This window comes from Streptomyces sp. DI166, assembly GCF_900091315.1.
Lineage (GTDB): Bacteria > Actinomycetota > Actinomycetes > Streptomycetales > Streptomycetaceae > Streptomyces > Streptomyces fuscus.
Genome location: NZ_FLSP01000056.1, coordinates 1 through 15,346 on the forward strand (window position 1 = coordinate 1; position 15,346 = coordinate 15,346).

The window sequence follows — 15,346 nt, forward strand, 5'->3', positions numbered from 1 at the left end:
GCTGCGGGCGGACACCCCCCGACACGTCCCCTTCCCGCCGCGCGCGACCGCGGGTCCGTCGGGGGTGGGCGGACACCCCTACGTCCCCTTCCCGCGTGGGCGACTCGGCGCCCCGGCCCGGTGACAGGTGGCGCCCCGGCCCGGGGCAGCCGTACCGGGGTCGACGCGGGCTTCGGCCACGCTGCCGGGCTCACCCCGCCCCGCCCCGGCCGCCGGCCCGTCGGCATCTGCGTGAAGACGGATCACCCCGCACCGGAGCCCGGCGGCAGGCGGTGTCGGTGACACGTGCGAGGATCGGAGATGTACCTCACATACGCAGTCGTAAGGAGAGCGTGCGATGGCGTCGAAGCCGCCCAAGGGTGATCCCGTCCAGGACGCGCCGCAGGTCGCGGAGCCGAAGCACGCAGCCGCCGGACTGCCCGCCATCGGCCACACCCTGCGCGTCGCACAGCGGCAGATGGGCGTGAAGCGGACCGCGCTGACCCTGCTGCGCGTCAACCAGAAGGACGGCTTCGACTGCCCGGGCTGCGCCTGGCCGGAGCCGGAGCACCGGCACACCGCGGAGTTCTGCGAGAACGGCGCGAAGGCGGTCGCCGAGGAGGCGACGCTGCGCCGGGTGACGCCGGAGTTCTTCGCCGCGCACTCCGTCGCGGACCTGGCGACCCGCAGCGGGTACTGGCTGGGGCAGCAGGGGCGGCTGACGCACCCCATGTACCTGCCCGAGGGCGGCGAGCACTACGAGCCTGTCACCTGGGAGCGGGCCTTCGACATCGTCGCCGAGGAGCTGACGGCGCTGGACTCGCCGGACGAGGCCCTCTTCTACACCTCGGGCCGCACCAGCAACGAGGCCGCCTTCCTCTACCAGCTGTTCGCCCGCGAGTTCGGCACCAACAACCTGCCCGACTGCTCGAACATGTGCCACGAGTCGTCGGGCTCTGCGCTGAACGAGACGATCGGCGTCGGCAAGGGCAGTGTGCTGCTGGAGGACCTGTACAAGGCCGATCTGATCATCGTGGCCGGGCAGAACCCGGGGACGAACCATCCGCGGATGCTGTCCGCGCTGGAGAAGGCCAAGGCGGGCGGTGCCAGGGTGATCACCGTCAATCCGCTGCCCGAGGCGGGCATGGAGCGGTTCAAGAACCCGCAGACCCCGCAGGGCATGCTCAAGGGCGCCGCGCTCACCGATCTGTTCCTGCAGATCCGCATCGGCGGCGACCAGGCGCTGTTCCGGCTGCTGAACAAGCTGATCCTGGACACCGAGGGCGCGGTCGACGAGGAGTTCGTCCGCGAACACACCCACGGTTACGAGGAGTTCGCCGCCGCCGCGCGGGACGCCGACTGGGACGGGACGCTCGCCGCGACCGGCCTGGACCGGGAGGTGATCGAGCGGGCGCTGAAGATGGTCCTCGACTCCGAGCGGACCATCGTCTGCTGGGCGATGGGCCTGACCCAGCACAAGCACGCCGTGCCGACCATCCGCGAGATCGTCAACTTCCTTCTGCTGCGCGGCAACATCGGACGGCCGGGCGCGGGCGTGTGCCCGGTGCGCGGTCACTCGAACGTGCAGGGCGACCGGACGATGGGCATCTTCGAGCGGCCCGCGCCCGCCTTCCTGGACGCGCTGGAGAAGGAGTTCGGGTTCGCGCCGCCGCGCGAGCACGGGCTGGACGTCGTACGGGCGATCCGCGCGATGCGGGACGACAAGGCGAAGGTGTTCTTCGCGATGGGCGGCAACTTCGTCTCCGCCTCGCCCGACACGGAGGTGACCGAGGCGGCGATGCGGCGGGCCCGGCTGACGGTGCATGTGTCGACCAAGCTGAACCGCTCGCACGCGGTGACGGGGGCGCGGGCGCTGATCCTGCCGACGCTGGGGCGGACCGAGCGGGACCTCCAGGCTAGCGGCGAGCAGTTCGTGACCGTCGAGGACTCCATGGGCATGGTGCACGCCTCACGCGGGCGGTTGGAGCCCGCCAGCCCGCATCTGCTGTCGGAACCGGCGATCGTGTGCCGGCTGGCGCGGCGGGTGCTCGGCGAGCGGAGCCGGGTGCCGTGGGAGGAGTTCGAGAAGGACTACGCGGCGATCCGGGACCGTATCGAGCGGGTCGTGCCGGGGTTCGAGAACTTCAACGTGCGCGTGGCCGAGCCCGGCGGATTCGCCCTGCCGCACGCCCCGCGCGACGAACGGCGCTTCCCGACCGCCACCGGCAAGGCCAACTTCACGGCGGCGCCGGTGGAGTACCCGGAGCTGCCCGAGGGGCGGCTGCTGCTGCAGACACTGCGGTCGCACGACCAGTACAACACCACGATCTACGGGCTGGACGACCGGTACCGGGGGATCAGGAACGGGCGGCGGGTCGTCCTGGTGAACCCCGAGGACGCGCGGGCGCTCGGAGTGGCGGACGGGTCGTACGTGGACCTGGTCAGCGAATGGAAGGACGGCGTGGAGCGGCGGGCCCCCGGGTTCCGGGTCGTGGCCTACCCGACGGCGCGGGGGTGCGCGGCGGCGTACTACCCGGAGACCAATGTGCTGGTGCCGCTGGACGCCACCGCGGACACCAGTAACACCCCGGCCAGCAAGTCCGTAGTAGTACGTCTGGAACAATCGGCGACCGACTGAGCGTTTGCTCAGGTGCCAGCGGCGCGCTGGAGCGATCGACGACGAACGGAGTCCACCCCATGGGCGAGCAGCAGCAGGTGAAGTTCCCGCAAGAGGTCATCGACGAGTACGCCGCGCTCGGGGTGGATCTTCCGGCACTGTTCTCGGCCGGGCACCTGGGGACGCGGATGGGCGTGCAGATCCTGGAGGCGTCGGCGGAGCGGGTCGTCGGGACGATGCCGGTGGAGGGGAACACCCAGCCGTACGGGCTGCTGCACGGGGGCGCGTCCGCGGTGCTGGCGGAGACGCTGGGGTCCGTGGGGTCGATGCTGCACGGGGGGTCCTCGAAGATCGCGGTGGGTGTGGACCTGAACTGCACGCACCACCGGGGGGTGCGGTCGGGGCTGGTGACGGGTGTGGCCACGCCGGTGCACCGGGGGCGGTCCACGGCGACGTACGAGATCGTGATCACGGACGAGTCCGACAAGCGGGTGTGCACGGCGCGGCTGACGTGTCTGCTGCGTGACGTGCGTCCGGGAGACGGGGAGCCGGTGGGCGTTTCCGGCTGACCGGCTCGGCGGGGGTGGGTCGGCTGCCCGCAGCTACGCGGGCACGACCACCCCCACTCACCGCTCCCCCGCGTTACCGTGCTGTCATGGCCGGCATAGGTCCCGTCGAACCCGTCAACGGGCCTGATGACGACGAGGGTTTTGAGGTCATCGGGGTGGATGGGCCGCGCCTCGGGGACCGGATCCTGGGATGGTGGGGCCGCGGCCCGCGCTGGGTACGCAGAGGGGCCGCGGCGCTGGCGCTGCTGACCGTCGGCGCTGTCGGCGCGGTGCTCCTCGCACCCCGCCAGGACCCCCGACCCGAGCCGGTGCTCGATCTCTCCGCCTGGCCCGTCAATGTCACCCGGTGGGATTACCTCGGGCTCGCCGACACCATCAACTCCACCGACATCAGGGCAAGTTACCGGTTCCGGGTGTCCGTACTGCGCGGCCCGGACGTCACCCTGCGGGTCACCGGCACCCCCTTCGACGGACTGGCCGCCCACAGCGTGCCCAAGGACGAGTTCACCGTCCCCGGCGGAGCAACTCGCCGTATCACGGTGCAGATTTCCGTATCCGACTGTTCGGAACTGCCCTTGAATGCGGGATTTCACTATCTGGACGTAACGCTGCGTAACACTCACGCAATACAGCGCCACAGTTTCATCTTCGGTGGCGCATTCTCGCGGGACCTTTCCGATCTCCTTCACGCAGCTTGCGCGCCCATACCCCCTCGACCGGGCACAAGGCCAACCGGAAGTGCAGGTTCTCACAATGCGGACTGAGGGGAAATTCCGCCAAAACGGCTGAGAGCGCCCCACGCCCCTGCCCGCCCCCGAGCACGTCATAACAAGAAAGTCACAAGGAAGCCCACGCCGATGCCCATCCGCACATACCGGGCTTAGAGTCACCGCCAGTCACCGCTCCATCGGGAGTTCGGTACCAGCGCGGCACCCGCCGCCCCTACCGGGGCGGGCGTGACTGCGGAAAGGACTGATTGTGCGACGTTCCTTGGTGATACTTACCTCCGTCCTCGCGACCGGAGCTCTGTCCCTCACCGCCTGCGGCTCCCGAGACGACAACGGCGGCGGCGACAGCGACAACGGCAAGACCACCACCCTCACCATCGGTGTGGACGCCCCGCTCTCGGGCGAGAACTCCACCACCGGCCTGGGCCTGCAGTACGGCTCCCAGATCGCTGTCGACGAGGCGAACGAGAAGAAGCTCGTGCCGGGCGTCACCTTCAAACTGAAGGCCTACGACGACAAGGCCCAGCCCGCCACCGGTCAGACCAACGCCACCGCGATCACCGGCGACAAGACCGCCGTGGGCGCCGTTGGCCCGCTCAACTCGGGCGTTGCCCAGACCATGCAGCAGGTCTTCGCCTCTGCCAACATGGTCCAGATCTCCCCCGCCAACACCGCCCCCGAGCTGACTCAGGGCAAGGACTGGCAGACCGACAAGAAGCGTCCGTTCAAGACGTACTTCCGTACGTCCACCACGGACGAGCTGCAGGGCAGCTTCGCCGCCGACTACGCCTTCAACGGTCTGAAGAAGAAGAAGGCCTTCGTCGTCGACGACAAGCAGACCTACGGCGCCGGTCTGGCGAAGATCTTCAACGAGCAGTTCAAGAAGTTCGGTGGCAAGGTCGTCGAGACCGACCACGTGAACACCGGCGACAAGGACTTCGGTTCCCTCGTCACCAAGATCAAGAACTCCGGCGCCGACGTTCTCTACTACGGTGGCCAGTACGACGAGTCCGCGCTGCTCACCAAGCAGATGAAGGACGCCGGGGTGAAGATCCCGCTGTTCGGCGGTGACGGCATGTTCGCCACCACCTACATCGAGGCCGGCGGCGCCGCCACCGAAGGCGACCTCGCCACCGCGATCGGTGTCCCCGCCGACACCCTGCCCGCCGCGAAGACCTTCATCGAGACCTACAAGTCCAAGGGCTACAAGGGTGACTACGGCGCCTACGGCACCTACGCCTACGACGCCACCACCGCCATCATCAAGGCCGTGAAGGCGGTCGTCGACGCCAACGACGGCAAGGTCCCCAGCGACATCAACGACCTGCGCTCCAAGGTCGTCGACGAGGTCCAGAAGTCGGACTTCGAGGGTCTGACCGGCAAGGTCGCCTTCGACGAGTACGGCGACACCACCAACAAGCAGCTGACCGTCTACCAGGTCACCAAGGGTGAGTGGAAGGCCGTGAAGACCGGCACCGCCGACCTCGGCTGACCCAGGCAGCCCAGTCAAGCAACACGCGGGCCGCGCGGGAGGGGACCCCGACCGCGCGGCCCGTTTCCACACCCAGACCCTGCACACGCTCAGTGCTTAGAGACCCCTGCACGCGAATAGTGCACACGACATCCAGCGACATGGAGGCCATGCGGTGAACACCCTGCCGCAGCAGCTGGCCAACGGGCTGCTTCTAGGCTCGATGTACGGGCTGATCGCCATCGGCTACACGATGGTGTACGGCATCGTCCAGCTCATCAACTTCGCGCACGGCGAGATCTTCATGACCGGCGCCTTCGGCGCCTTCACGGTCTACTTCTACATCCTCCCCGACGGCACGGCGATGACCGTGGCCATCCCGCTCATGCTCATCGGCGGCGGCCTGGTGGCCGTACTGATCGCCGTCGGCGCGGAACGTTTCGCCTACCGGCCACTGCGCGGAGCACCACGCCTGGCACCCCTCATCACCGCCATCGGCCTCTCCCTGGCACTCCAGGAAGTCGTCCGTAACTTCTACCCCGGTGCCGACCGAGCCATCGCCTTCCCCGGCCTCGACGCCACCCACGACATCGGCTCCATCACCATCAAGGACGCCGACATCTTCCTCATCCTCGCCGCCATCATCTGCATGGCCGCCCTCGCCTTCTTCGTCCGCAAGTCCCGCACCGGCCGCGCCATGCAGGCCACCGCACAGGACCCGGACACCGCCCAGCTCATGGGCATCGACACCAACCGCATCATCGTGATCGCCTTCGCGATCGGCGGCTTCTTCGCCGCAGTCGCCGCCCTCGCCTACGGCCTGAAGTACGGCAACATCGACTACCGCATGGGCTTCCTGATGGGCCTCAAGGCCTTCACCGCAGCCGTCCTCGGCGGCATCGGCAACATCTACGGCGCCATGCTCGGCGGTCTGGTCCTCGGCGTCGCCGAGACCCTCGCCTCCGCCTACATCGACGAGATCCCCGGCATGCAGCAGCTCGGCGGTCAGAGCTGGGCCAACGTCTGGGCCTTCTGCCTCCTCATCCTCGTGCTCCTCGTCAGGCCGCAGGGTCTGCTCGGCGAGCGCGTCGCGGACAGGGCGTGATCGACGTGACCGAAACCCAGAAGACCACCACGGACACCACCGCCACCGCGGCCGCCCCATCCGCCCGCGGACTGCTCCCGCTGCCGCTGGCCACGGCCCGCGCACTCCTGCTCGCCGGCGGCATCGCCACCAGCGCCTCCGCCTACATGGCCTGGACCTGGACCGACGAATTCCCCGGCGACCTCACCGTCAACGGCTACCCCGGCGGCCTCCAGTGGCTGACCTTCGTCGCCGGCATCCTCACCGCCCTGTTCACGCTGTCGTCGTACGGCGTGCGCGGCCTGGGCTGGCTGCTGCCCGCGAAGAACAACGCCCCCGTGGTACTCGCCGCCCTCGGCGGCTTCGCCACCACCTGGTTCGCCGTCATCGCCATCACCGTCGAACTCGGCGGCGTGGTCAACCTCGAACCGGGCGGCTGGATCGCGGCCGTGGCCTCCCTGATCCCCGTACTCGGCGCCCTCGCGCTGCCCGAGCCACTCGGCGACGACCTCAAGGACAACCTCAAGAAGTACGTCGCCAAGCCCGACCGATTCCCCGCCCCGAAGGCCATCGCGCCCTGGGTCGAACGGGCGATCATCACGATCGTCACGATCATCGGCCTCGCCGTCTTCACCTACGGCATCGACACCGAATACGGCGAGCTGTTCGTCGGCTACCTGATCCTGGTCACCTTCTCACTGTGGGCCCTGCACACCGCGGGCATGCTCGACACCTTCTCCCGGATCGTCGCCCACAACCGCAGCTTCACCCTCGCCATGGGCTTCGCCGCCGCCATCGCGTTCCCCTTCACCCAGACCGACGACCACTACGCCAACATCGGCGTCAACATCCTGATCTTCGGCACGGTCGCCCTCGGTCTGAACATCGTCGTCGGCCTCGCCGGCCTGCTCGACCTCGGATACGTCGCCTTCCTCGGCGTCGGCGCCTACACCGCCGCCCTGGTCTCCGGCTCCGAGTTCTCCCGGTTCTCCGGCGTACAGTTCCCGTTCTGGGCCTCCGCGCTCACCGGCGCCGCCGCCTCACTGGTCTTCGGCGTCCTCATCGGCGCCCCAACCCTGCGACTGCGCGGCGACTACCTCGCCATCGTCACCCTCGGCTTCGGTGAGATCTTCCGCATCGCCGTCAACAACATGGACGGCGACTCCGGCCCGGACATCACCAACGGCCCCAACGGCATCCCGTCCATCCCGGACCTGAGCTTCTTCGGGTTCAACCTGGGCGAATCCCACGACATCGCCGGCTTCACCCTCGGCCGGTTCGCCAACTACTACCTGCTGATGGTCCTCATCATGGCCATCGTGGTCCTCGTCTACACACGCGCCGCGGACTCCCGCATCGGCCGCTCCTGGATCGCCATCCGCGAGGACGAGACCGCCGCCACCGCCATGGGCATCAACGGCTTCCGGGTCAAGCTCATCGCCTTCGCACTCGGCGCGGCCCTCGCCGGCCTCGCCGGCACCGTCAGCGCCCACGTCACCTACTCCGTGGTCCCGACGCCCTACCAGTTCGCCGGATCCACACCGCCCAACTCCGCGTTCCTCCTCGCGGCCGTCGTCCTCGGCGGCATGGGCACCGTCGCCGGCCCGCTGCTCGGCGCCGCGCTGCTGTACCTGCTCCCGGAGAAGCTCAACTTCCTCCAGGACAAGTCCCTGCTCGCCTTCGGCATCGCGCTGGTCCTGCTGATGCGCTTCCGCCCGGAAGGCATCATCGCCAACCGCCGCCAGCAGCTCGAATTCCACGAGACCGGGCAACTCGACGTACCAGAACAAGCGACGCTGACCGACGAACCGGCCGTCACCAAGGCAGGGGCGTAACGAACCATGACGACACCTGTACTCGAAGCCCGTGGCGTCACCATGCGCTTCGGCGGCCTGACCGCCGTCCGCTCAGTGGACTTCACGGTGAACTCCGGCGAAATCGTCGGCCTCATCGGCCCCAACGGCGCCGGCAAGACCACCTTCTTCAACTGCCTCACAGGCCTGTACGTCCCCACCGAGGGCACAGTCTCCTACAAGGGCACGGTGCTGCCGCCCAAGCCGCACCTGGTGACCAAGGCGGGCATCGCCCGTACCTTCCAGAACATCCGCCTGTTCGCCAACATGACCGTCCTGGAGAACGTCCTCGTCGGCCGTCACACGCGGACCAAGGAAGGCCTCTGGTCGGCACTCCTGCGCGGCCCCGGCTTCAAGAAGGCGGAAAAGGCCAGCGAGGAACGGGCCATGGAACTCCTGGAGTTCGTCGGCCTCGCCCACAAGCGCGACCACCTCGCCCGCAACCTCCCCTACGGTGAACAGCGCAAGCTCGAAATCGCCCGCGCCCTCGCCTCCGACCCCGGCCTGCTCCTCCTCGACGAGCCGACCGCCGGAATGAACCCGCAGGAAACACGGGCCACGGAGGAACTGGTCTTCGCCATCCGGGACCAAGGCATCGCCGTCCTCCTCATCGAGCACGACATGCGCTTCGTCTTCAACCTCAGCGACCGCGTCGCCGTCCTCGTCCAGGGCGAAAAGCTCGTCGAGGGCACCGCCGAGGTCGTCCAGGCCGACGAGCGCGTCGTCGCCGCCTACCTCGGCGAGCCCTTCGAGGGCGCGCCCGGCGAGGAAGAGGCCGCCGAGGTCGCCGAAGCCGAAGCCGCCAAGGCCGAGACCGGGCCAGCCAAAACCTCGGTGACCAAGACCGAGGACGAGGCTCCGGCCGACGCCCCGGCCGAGGAGGAGAGCACCACCAGCACCAAAGGAGAAGCCCAGTGACCGCACTGCTTGAGGTCGAGGACCTCCGCGTCTCCTACGGCAAGATCGAAGCCGTCAAGGGCATCTCCTTCAGCGTGGAAGCAGGCCAGGTCGTCACCCTGATCGGCACCAACGGCGCCGGCAAGACGACGACCCTGCGCACCCTGTCCGGTCTGCTCAAGCCCACCGCGGGAAAGATCACCTTCGACGGCAAGCCACTCACCGGCGTACCCGCCCACAAGATCGTCTCGCTGGGACTGGCCCACTCCCCCGAGGGACGGCACATCTTCCCCCGGCTGACCATCTTCGAGAACCTCCAGCTCGGCGCCTTCCTCCGCAAGGACAAGGAAGGCATCGAAAAGGACATCCAGAAGGCATACGACCTGTTCCCCATCCTCGGAGAACGCCGCAACCAGGCGGCCGGCACCCTCTCCGGCGGTGAACAGCAAATGCTGGCCATGGGCCGCGCACTGATGTCCCAGCCGAAGCTGCTCATGCTCGACGAACCCTCCATGGGCCTCTCGCCGATCATGATGCAGAAGATCATGGCGACCATCGCCGAGCTGAAGTCACAGGGCACCACCATCCTGCTCGTCGAGCAGAACGCCCAAGCGGCGCTCTCCCTCGCCGACCAGGGCCACGTCATGGAGGTCGGCAACATCGTCCTGTCCGGCACCGGCCAGGACCTCCTCCACGACGAGTCCGTCCGCAAGGCCTACCTCGGCGAGGACTGACACCCACCGCAGTACGACCGAGGCCCGCACCCCCGGAAGGGAGTGCGGGCCTCGGCCGTACGATCAGGGAAGATCAGCCCTTGGCCGCCTTCTTCTCCTCGGCATCCTGAATCACGGCCTCCGCGACCTGCTGCATCGACATCCGACGATCCATCGACGTCTTCTGAATCCACCGGAACGCCGCCGGCTCGGTCAGACCGTACTCCGTCTGCAGAATCGACTTCGCCCGGTCAACCAGCTTGCGGGTCTCCAGACGCTGGGTGAGGTCGGCGACCTCGTTCTCCAACTCCTTCAGCTCCGTGAACCGGGACACGGCCATCTCAATCGCCGGCACCACATCACTCTTGCTGAACGGCTTCACCAAGTAAGCCATGGCACCCGCATCCCGGGCCCGCTCCACCAGATCACGCTGCGAGAAAGCCGTCAGCATCAACACCGGAGCGATACGCTCCTCGGCGATCTTCTCCGCCGCGGAGATACCATCCAGCTTCGGCATCTTCACATCGAGGATCACGAGATCGGGCCGGTGCTCCCGGGCCAGCTCGATGGCCTGCTCACCATCACCCGCCTCCCCGACAACCGAGTACCCCTCCTCCTCCAGCATCTCTTTGAGATCCAGCCGAATCAGCGCCTCGTCCTCGGCAATGACGACACGGGTCGTCAACGGAGGCACATGCGCCTTGTCGTCGTCGGGCGCTTCAACGGGCTGGGGCGACTCGGGGGCGGTCACGAAGGGCTCCTCGTTCAGGGGCAGGGGTGCTGCTCCCAAGAGAGTACCTAGCTACGGTATGGTGGGTGCACTGCGGGTGATTGCTAACCTTGGTTTTACAGGAGGCCCCGGTAGTCCAGCGGGAGAGACACGGTGCTCAAACCACCGACAGCGTGGGTTCGAATCCCACCCGGGGCACTTTTCCTTCAATTTGAAGGTTGACCCACAAAGCGGATGTCCACGTTCTCGTGAACATCCGCTTTTTGCTGTGCACCGTCGTGATCACTCTCACAGAGTGACTGTATGGAACAGCACAGCCCTTCGATTCGCGCTCAAGCGGTCGCACTTATGCGCCAGGGCGTTCCGAATCGCACGGTCGCGGAGCAGCTCAACATCCCGCGAGGAACTATCGGTTGGTGGCGCAGCGAAGATCGCAGGATGCGTGGCGAGGCGTACACGGAGCCCACGGACTGTCCCAGATGCACGGGCCGCGAGTTCGACACAGTCTCGTATGCCTACCTGCTTGGCCTCTACCTGGGTGACGGCCACATCATCTCGAAGCGCAAGCAGCACCACCTGTCTGTCTATTGCAACGCCACGCAGACAGGTCTGATTGCCGCCGCTGCGGACGCGATGCGCAAGGTGATGCCGACCCCAAGCATTCAGCATCGCCACAAGCCGGGCTGCGTCGAGGTGAAGTCGTACACCAAGCATTGGATCTGCATGTTCCCGCAGCACGGCCCCGGCAAGAAGCACGAGCGCCGCATCGTGCTCGAATCCTGGCAGCGGGAGATCGTCGACGCTCACCCCTGGGAATTCGTTCGCGGTCTCATCCACTCCGACGGCTGTCGCACTACTAACTGGACGACGCGCATCGTCCAAGGTGAGCACAAGCGCTACGAATACCCCCGCTACTTTTTCACCAACGTGTCCGACGACATCCGTCAGCTCTACACAGACACCTTGGACAGTCTCGGCATCGAGTGGACGCACTGCACACGGAACGGCAACCCGTACAACATCTCCGTCGCCCGCAAAGCCTCCGTGGCCCTCATGGACGAACACGTAGGCCCCAAGTACTGACCCCTACCTCGGGCTGTCGTCCTCCCCGATGTGGTGGACGCGGACCATGTTGGTGGCTCCGGGGACGCCCGGGGGTGAGCCGGCGGTGATGATCACCGTGTCGCCCTTGCGGCAGCGGCCGTGTTTGAGGAGCAGGTCGTCGACCTGGGCGACCATGGCGTCGGTGGAGTCGACGTGGGGGCCGAGGAAGGTTTCCGTTCCCCAGGTGAGGCTGAGCTGGGAGCGGGTGGAGGCTTCCGGGGTGAAGGCGAGCAGTGGGATCGGTGAGCGGTAGCGGGACAGTCGGCGGGCGGTGTCTCCGGACTCGGTGAACGCGACCAGGTAGGTGGCGCCGAGGAAGTCGCCGATTTCGGCGGCGGCGCGGGCGACGGCGCCGCCCTGGGTGCGGGGTTTGTTGCGCTCGGTGAGGGGCGGCAGGCCTTGGGCAAGGAGGTCTTCCTCGGCGGCTTCGACGATCTTGGCCATGGTGCGTACGGTTTCGATGGCGTATTTGCCGACGCTGGTCTCGCCGGAGAGCATCACGGCGTCGGTGCCGTCGATGACGGCGTTGGCGACGTCGCTGGCTTCGGCTCGGGTGGGGCGGGAGTTATCGATCATCGAGTCGAGCATTTGGGTGGCGACGATGACGGGCTTGGCGTTGCGCTTGGCGAGTTTGATGGCGCGTTTTTGGACGATGGGTACCTGTTCCAGGGGCATTTCGACGCCGAGGTCGCCGCGGGCGACCATGATGCCGTCGAAGGCGGCGACGATGTCGTCGATGTTCTCGACGGCTTGCGGTTTCTCGACCTTGGCGATGACGGGCAGGCGGCGCCCCTCCTCGTCCATGATCCGGTGGACGTCTTCGATGTCCTTGCCGCTGCGGACGAAGGAGAGGGCGATGATGTCGAAGCCGGTGTGGAGGGCCCAGCGCAGGTCTTCCTCGTCCTTCTCGGAGAGGGCGGGGACGGAGACTGCGACGCCGGGGAGGTTGAGGCCCTTGTGGTCGGAGACCATGCCGCCTTCGACGACCGTGGTGCGGACGCGGGGTCCGTCGATGGCGGTGACTTCGAGGCAGACCTTGCCGTCGTCGACGAGGATGCGTTCGCCGGGGGTGACGTCGGTGGCGAGGCCCTTGTAGGTTGTGCCGCAGCTTTCGCGGTCGCCCTCGGTGCCCTCTTCCACGGTGATGGTGAAGGTGTCGCCGCGTTCGAGGAGTACGGGTCCTTCGGTGAAGCGGCCGAGGCGGATCTTCGGGCCTTGAAGGTCGGCGAGGAGTCCGACGCTGCGGCCGGTCTCGTCGGACGCCTTGCGTACACGCCGGTAGCGCTCCTCGTGTTCGGCGTGTGTGCCGTGGCTGAGGTTGAAGCGGGCGATGTCCATTCCGGCGTCGACCAGTTCTTTGATCCGGTCGTAGGAGTCGGTGGCTGGGCCCAGGGTGCAGACGATTTTTGCTCGGCGCATGTTTCGACCCTAGGGCTTACCGATGGGTAGGGAATTGGGTCTGGGTGACGGGGCAACAACCTTTGAATGAAGGGTTGTTGGCCGGTGGTGAATTGTGCGCCGGGTCGCTCCGATGAGCGGAATGGGTGCGGAATCGGTCTACTGCCGTGGTGGCGGCGCGGGAGGGGTGGTGGGCGTGGTGATACGTCCCGCTCCGTCACTGCTTGGCGGGTTGTAAACGCGTCAACTCATAGGTTTGGACACCAGATCGAAACCTCCGGAGCCTGTTGCGGGTCGCCGTGTACGGGTCAGAATCTACGCGCGTCGGCGCGGGTCTCGACTCGTGATCTACGCGCGTCACGAACCATCCGGAGGAGATCCGCATGCCCCTGAACCGTCGGAAGTTCCTGAAGAAGTCGGCCGTGACCGGAGCGGGGGTCGCTCTGGCCGGCGCGGTGGCGGCGCCCTCCGCAGAGGCGGCCGAGGCCGCCAAGGGCAAGCGTCCGAAGCCGGCCAAGCGGTACTCCCTGACGGTCATGGGCACCACCGACCTGCACGGCAACATCTTCAACTGGGACTACTTCAAGGACGCGGAGTACACGGACGCCAAGGGCAACGCGAAGGGCCTGGCTCGGGTCGCCACGCTGGTCGACCGGATCCGCAAGGAGCGGGGCCGCGGCAACACGCTGCTGATCGACGCCGGTGACACGATTCAGGGCACCCCGCTGACGTACTACTACGCGAAGGTCGACCCGATCACCGCTCCGGGTGGTCCGGTGCACCCGATGGCGCAGGCGATGAACGCCATCGGGTACGACGCGGTGGCGCTCGGCAACCACGAGTTCAATTACGGCATCGAGACGCTGCGCAAGTTCGAGGAGCAGTGCGACTTCCCGCTGCTCGGTGCGAACGCGCTGGACGCGAAGACGCTTCGGCCCGCCTTTCCGCCGTACTTCATGAAGACGTTCCGGCCGAAGGGTGCCCCGCCGGTCAAGGTGGCCGTGCTCGGGCTCACGAACCCGGGCATCGCGATCTGGGACAAGGCGTACGTTCAGGGCAGGATGACCTTCCCGGGCCTTGAGGAGCAGGCCGCGAAGTGGGTGCCCAAGCTGCGGTCGATGGGCGCCGACGTGGTGATCGTGTCGGCGCACTCCGGCTCCTCCGGTACCTCCTCCTACGGTGACCAGCTGCCGTATGTGGAGAACTCGGCCGCGCTGGTCGCGCAGCAGGTGCCGGGGATCGACGCGATCCTGGTGGGCCACGCGCACACGGAGATCGCCGAGTTGAAGGTGACGAACGAGAAGACCGGGAAGACGGTCGTGCTGTCGGAGCCGCTCTGCTTCGCGCAGCGGCTGTCGCTGTTCGACATCGACCTGATCTTCAGCAGGGGCCGCTGGTCGGTGGAGTCGGTGGCGGCGAGCGTGCTGGACTCGAAGACGGTGCCGGACGACCCGAGGATCACCAAGCTGCTGAAGGACGAGCACGCCTTGGTGGTGGAGTACGTCAACCAGGTGGTGGGTACCGCGACGGCGACGCTGACCACGGTGGACGCCCGGTACAAGGACGCCCCGATCATCGACCTGATCACCAAGGTGCAGGAGGACGTGGTCAAGGCGGCGTTGGTGGGTACCGAGTATGTGGAGCTGCCGGTGATTTCGCAGGCGTCGCCGTTCTCGCGGACGTCGGAGATCCCGGCGGGCGAGGTGACCATCCGGGATCTGTCGAGCCTGTACGTGTACGACAACACCCTGGTCGCGAAGCTGATGACGGGTGCGCAGGTGCGGGCGTACCTGGAGTACTCGGCGGAGTACTTCGTGCAGACGGCGGCCGGGGCGCCGGTGGACGTGGAGAAGCTGACGAACGCGAACGGCCGTCCGGACTACAACTACGACTATGTCTCGGGTCTGTCGTACGACATCGACATCGCCCAGCCGGTGGGGTCGCGGATCAAGAACCTCACTTTTGGCGGTGCCGCGCTGGACGACGCGCAGAAGTTCGTGTTCGCGGTGAACAACTACCGTGCCAATGGCGGTGGCGCGTTCCCGCATGTGGCTTCGGCGCCGGAGCTGTGGTCGGAGTCGACGGAGATCCGTACGCGGATCGCGGAGTGGGTCACGGCGAAGGGTGTGCTGGACCCGAAGGACTTCTCGTCGGTGGACTGGAAGCTGACGCGGGACGGTACGCCGGTCTTCTAGCGGCCTGG

The 15,346-nt window shown here is 67.2% G+C and carries 12 protein-coding genes and 1 tRNA gene; 11 read left to right on the forward strand and 2 right to left on the reverse strand.

Annotation, left to right across the window (positions count from 1 at the left end):
- The first annotated feature begins 337 nt into the window (after nucleotides 1-337).
- The 8 genes from GA0115233_RS24900 to GA0115233_RS24935 all read left to right on the forward strand — a co-directional run bounded on the left by GA0115233_RS24900 (nucleotide 338) and on the right by GA0115233_RS24935 (nucleotide 9,932).
- Nucleotides 338-2,617 carry an FdhF/YdeP family oxidoreductase gene (locus tag GA0115233_RS24900; protein ID WP_093722527.1) on the forward strand — a complete coding sequence of 760 codons (2,280 nt, stop codon included), beginning with the start codon at nucleotides 338-340 and terminating at the stop codon, nucleotides 2,615-2,617.
- Between the two features lie 59 nt (nucleotides 2,618-2,676).
- On the forward strand, nucleotides 2,677-3,165 hold the full coding sequence (locus GA0115233_RS24905; protein ID WP_093722528.1) for a PaaI family thioesterase: 489 nt from the start codon (nucleotides 2,677-2,679) through the stop codon (nucleotides 3,163-3,165).
- An 86-nt stretch (nucleotides 3,166-3,251) separates the two neighbouring features.
- Nucleotides 3,252-3,929: a hypothetical protein gene (locus GA0115233_RS24910; protein WP_093722529.1), complete on the forward strand. Its 678-nt coding sequence runs from the start codon at nucleotides 3,252-3,254 to the stop codon at nucleotides 3,927-3,929.
- Nucleotides 3,930-4,155: 226 nt separating this feature from the next.
- A complete protein-coding gene (locus tag GA0115233_RS24915; RefSeq protein WP_093722530.1) occupies nucleotides 4,156-5,385 on the forward strand; it encodes a branched-chain amino acid ABC transporter substrate-binding protein in 1,230 nt (409 codons plus the stop codon).
- A gap of 154 nt (nucleotides 5,386-5,539) precedes the next feature.
- Nucleotides 5,540-6,469 carry a branched-chain amino acid ABC transporter permease gene (locus GA0115233_RS24920; RefSeq protein ID WP_093722531.1) on the forward strand — a complete coding sequence of 310 codons (930 nt, stop codon included), beginning with the start codon at nucleotides 5,540-5,542 and terminating at the stop codon, nucleotides 6,467-6,469.
- Between the two features lie 5 nt (nucleotides 6,470-6,474).
- On the forward strand, nucleotides 6,475-8,283 hold the full coding sequence (locus GA0115233_RS24925) for a branched-chain amino acid ABC transporter permease (protein ID WP_093722566.1): 1,809 nt from the start codon (nucleotides 6,475-6,477) through the stop codon (nucleotides 8,281-8,283).
- Nucleotides 8,284-8,289: 6 nt separating this feature from the next.
- Nucleotides 8,290-9,219, forward strand: coding sequence for an ABC transporter ATP-binding protein (locus tag GA0115233_RS24930; protein WP_093722532.1), 930 nt, complete (start codon nucleotides 8,290-8,292; stop codon nucleotides 9,217-9,219).
- Nucleotides 9,216-9,932 (forward strand): ABC transporter ATP-binding protein, encoded by a 717-nt coding sequence (locus GA0115233_RS24935; protein WP_093722533.1) that lies wholly within the window; start codon nucleotides 9,216-9,218, stop codon nucleotides 9,930-9,932. The genes GA0115233_RS24930 and GA0115233_RS24935 overlap by 4 nt, the downstream gene beginning before the upstream one ends.
- 73 nt (nucleotides 9,933-10,005) lie before the next feature.
- Here GA0115233_RS24935 and GA0115233_RS24940 read toward each other — a convergent pair whose 3' ends face one another.
- Nucleotides 10,006-10,662, reverse strand: a complete 657-nt coding sequence (locus GA0115233_RS24940) for an ANTAR domain-containing response regulator (RefSeq protein ID WP_093722534.1) — start codon at nucleotides 10,660-10,662, stop codon at nucleotides 10,006-10,008.
- 104 nt (nucleotides 10,663-10,766) lie between these two features.
- On the opposite strand from GA0115233_RS24940, the gene GA0115233_RS24945 reads away from it, so the two are divergent.
- Nucleotides 10,767-10,839: transfer RNA gene (locus GA0115233_RS24945), tRNA-Leu, on the forward strand.
- Between the two features lie 105 nt (nucleotides 10,840-10,944).
- The gene (locus GA0115233_RS24950) at nucleotides 10,945-11,724 is read left to right on the forward strand and encodes a hypothetical protein (RefSeq protein ID WP_093722535.1); all 780 of its coding nucleotides are present in this window, start codon (nucleotides 10,945-10,947) and stop codon (nucleotides 11,722-11,724) included.
- A gap of 3 nt (nucleotides 11,725-11,727) precedes the next feature.
- Here the strand turns inward: GA0115233_RS24950 and pyk are convergent, their stop codons facing one another.
- The gene (pyk, locus tag GA0115233_RS24955; protein ID WP_093722536.1) at nucleotides 11,728-13,164 is read right to left on the reverse strand and encodes a pyruvate kinase; all 1,437 of its coding nucleotides are present in this window, start codon (nucleotides 13,162-13,164) and stop codon (nucleotides 11,728-11,730) included.
- 362 nt (nucleotides 13,165-13,526) lie between these two features.
- Here pyk and GA0115233_RS24960 point away from each other — a divergent pair, with 362 nt between their 5' ends.
- Entirely contained in the window at nucleotides 13,527-15,338 is a 1,812-nt protein-coding gene (locus GA0115233_RS24960; protein ID WP_093722537.1) for a bifunctional metallophosphatase/5'-nucleotidase, read from the forward strand.
- The last annotated feature ends 8 nt before the right edge of the window (nucleotides 15,339-15,346 follow it).

Excerpts from the sequence above, each read along its gene's own strand:
- GA0115233_RS24900 (WP_093722527.1), top strand. The coding sequence starts at position 338 with ATGGCGTCGAAGCCGCCCAAGGGTGATCCCGTCCAGGACGCGCCGCAG.
- GA0115233_RS24905 (WP_093722528.1), top strand. The coding sequence starts at position 2,677 with ATGGGCGAGCAGCAGCAGGTGAAGTTCCCGCAAGAGGTCATCGACGAG.
- GA0115233_RS24910 (WP_093722529.1), top strand. The coding sequence starts at position 3,252 with ATGGCCGGCATAGGTCCCGTCGAACCCGTCAACGGGCCTGATGACGAC.
- GA0115233_RS24930 (WP_093722532.1), top strand. The coding sequence starts at position 8,290 with ATGACGACACCTGTACTCGAAGCCCGTGGCGTCACCATGCGCTTCGGC.
- GA0115233_RS24950 (WP_093722535.1), top strand. The coding sequence starts at position 10,945 with ATGGAACAGCACAGCCCTTCGATTCGCGCTCAAGCGGTCGCACTTATG.
- pyk (WP_093722536.1), bottom strand. The coding sequence starts at position 13,164 with ATGCGCCGAGCAAAAATCGTCTGCACCCTGGGCCCAGCCACCGACTCC.
- GA0115233_RS24960 (WP_093722537.1), top strand. The coding sequence starts at position 13,527 with ATGCCCCTGAACCGTCGGAAGTTCCTGAAGAAGTCGGCCGTGACCGGA.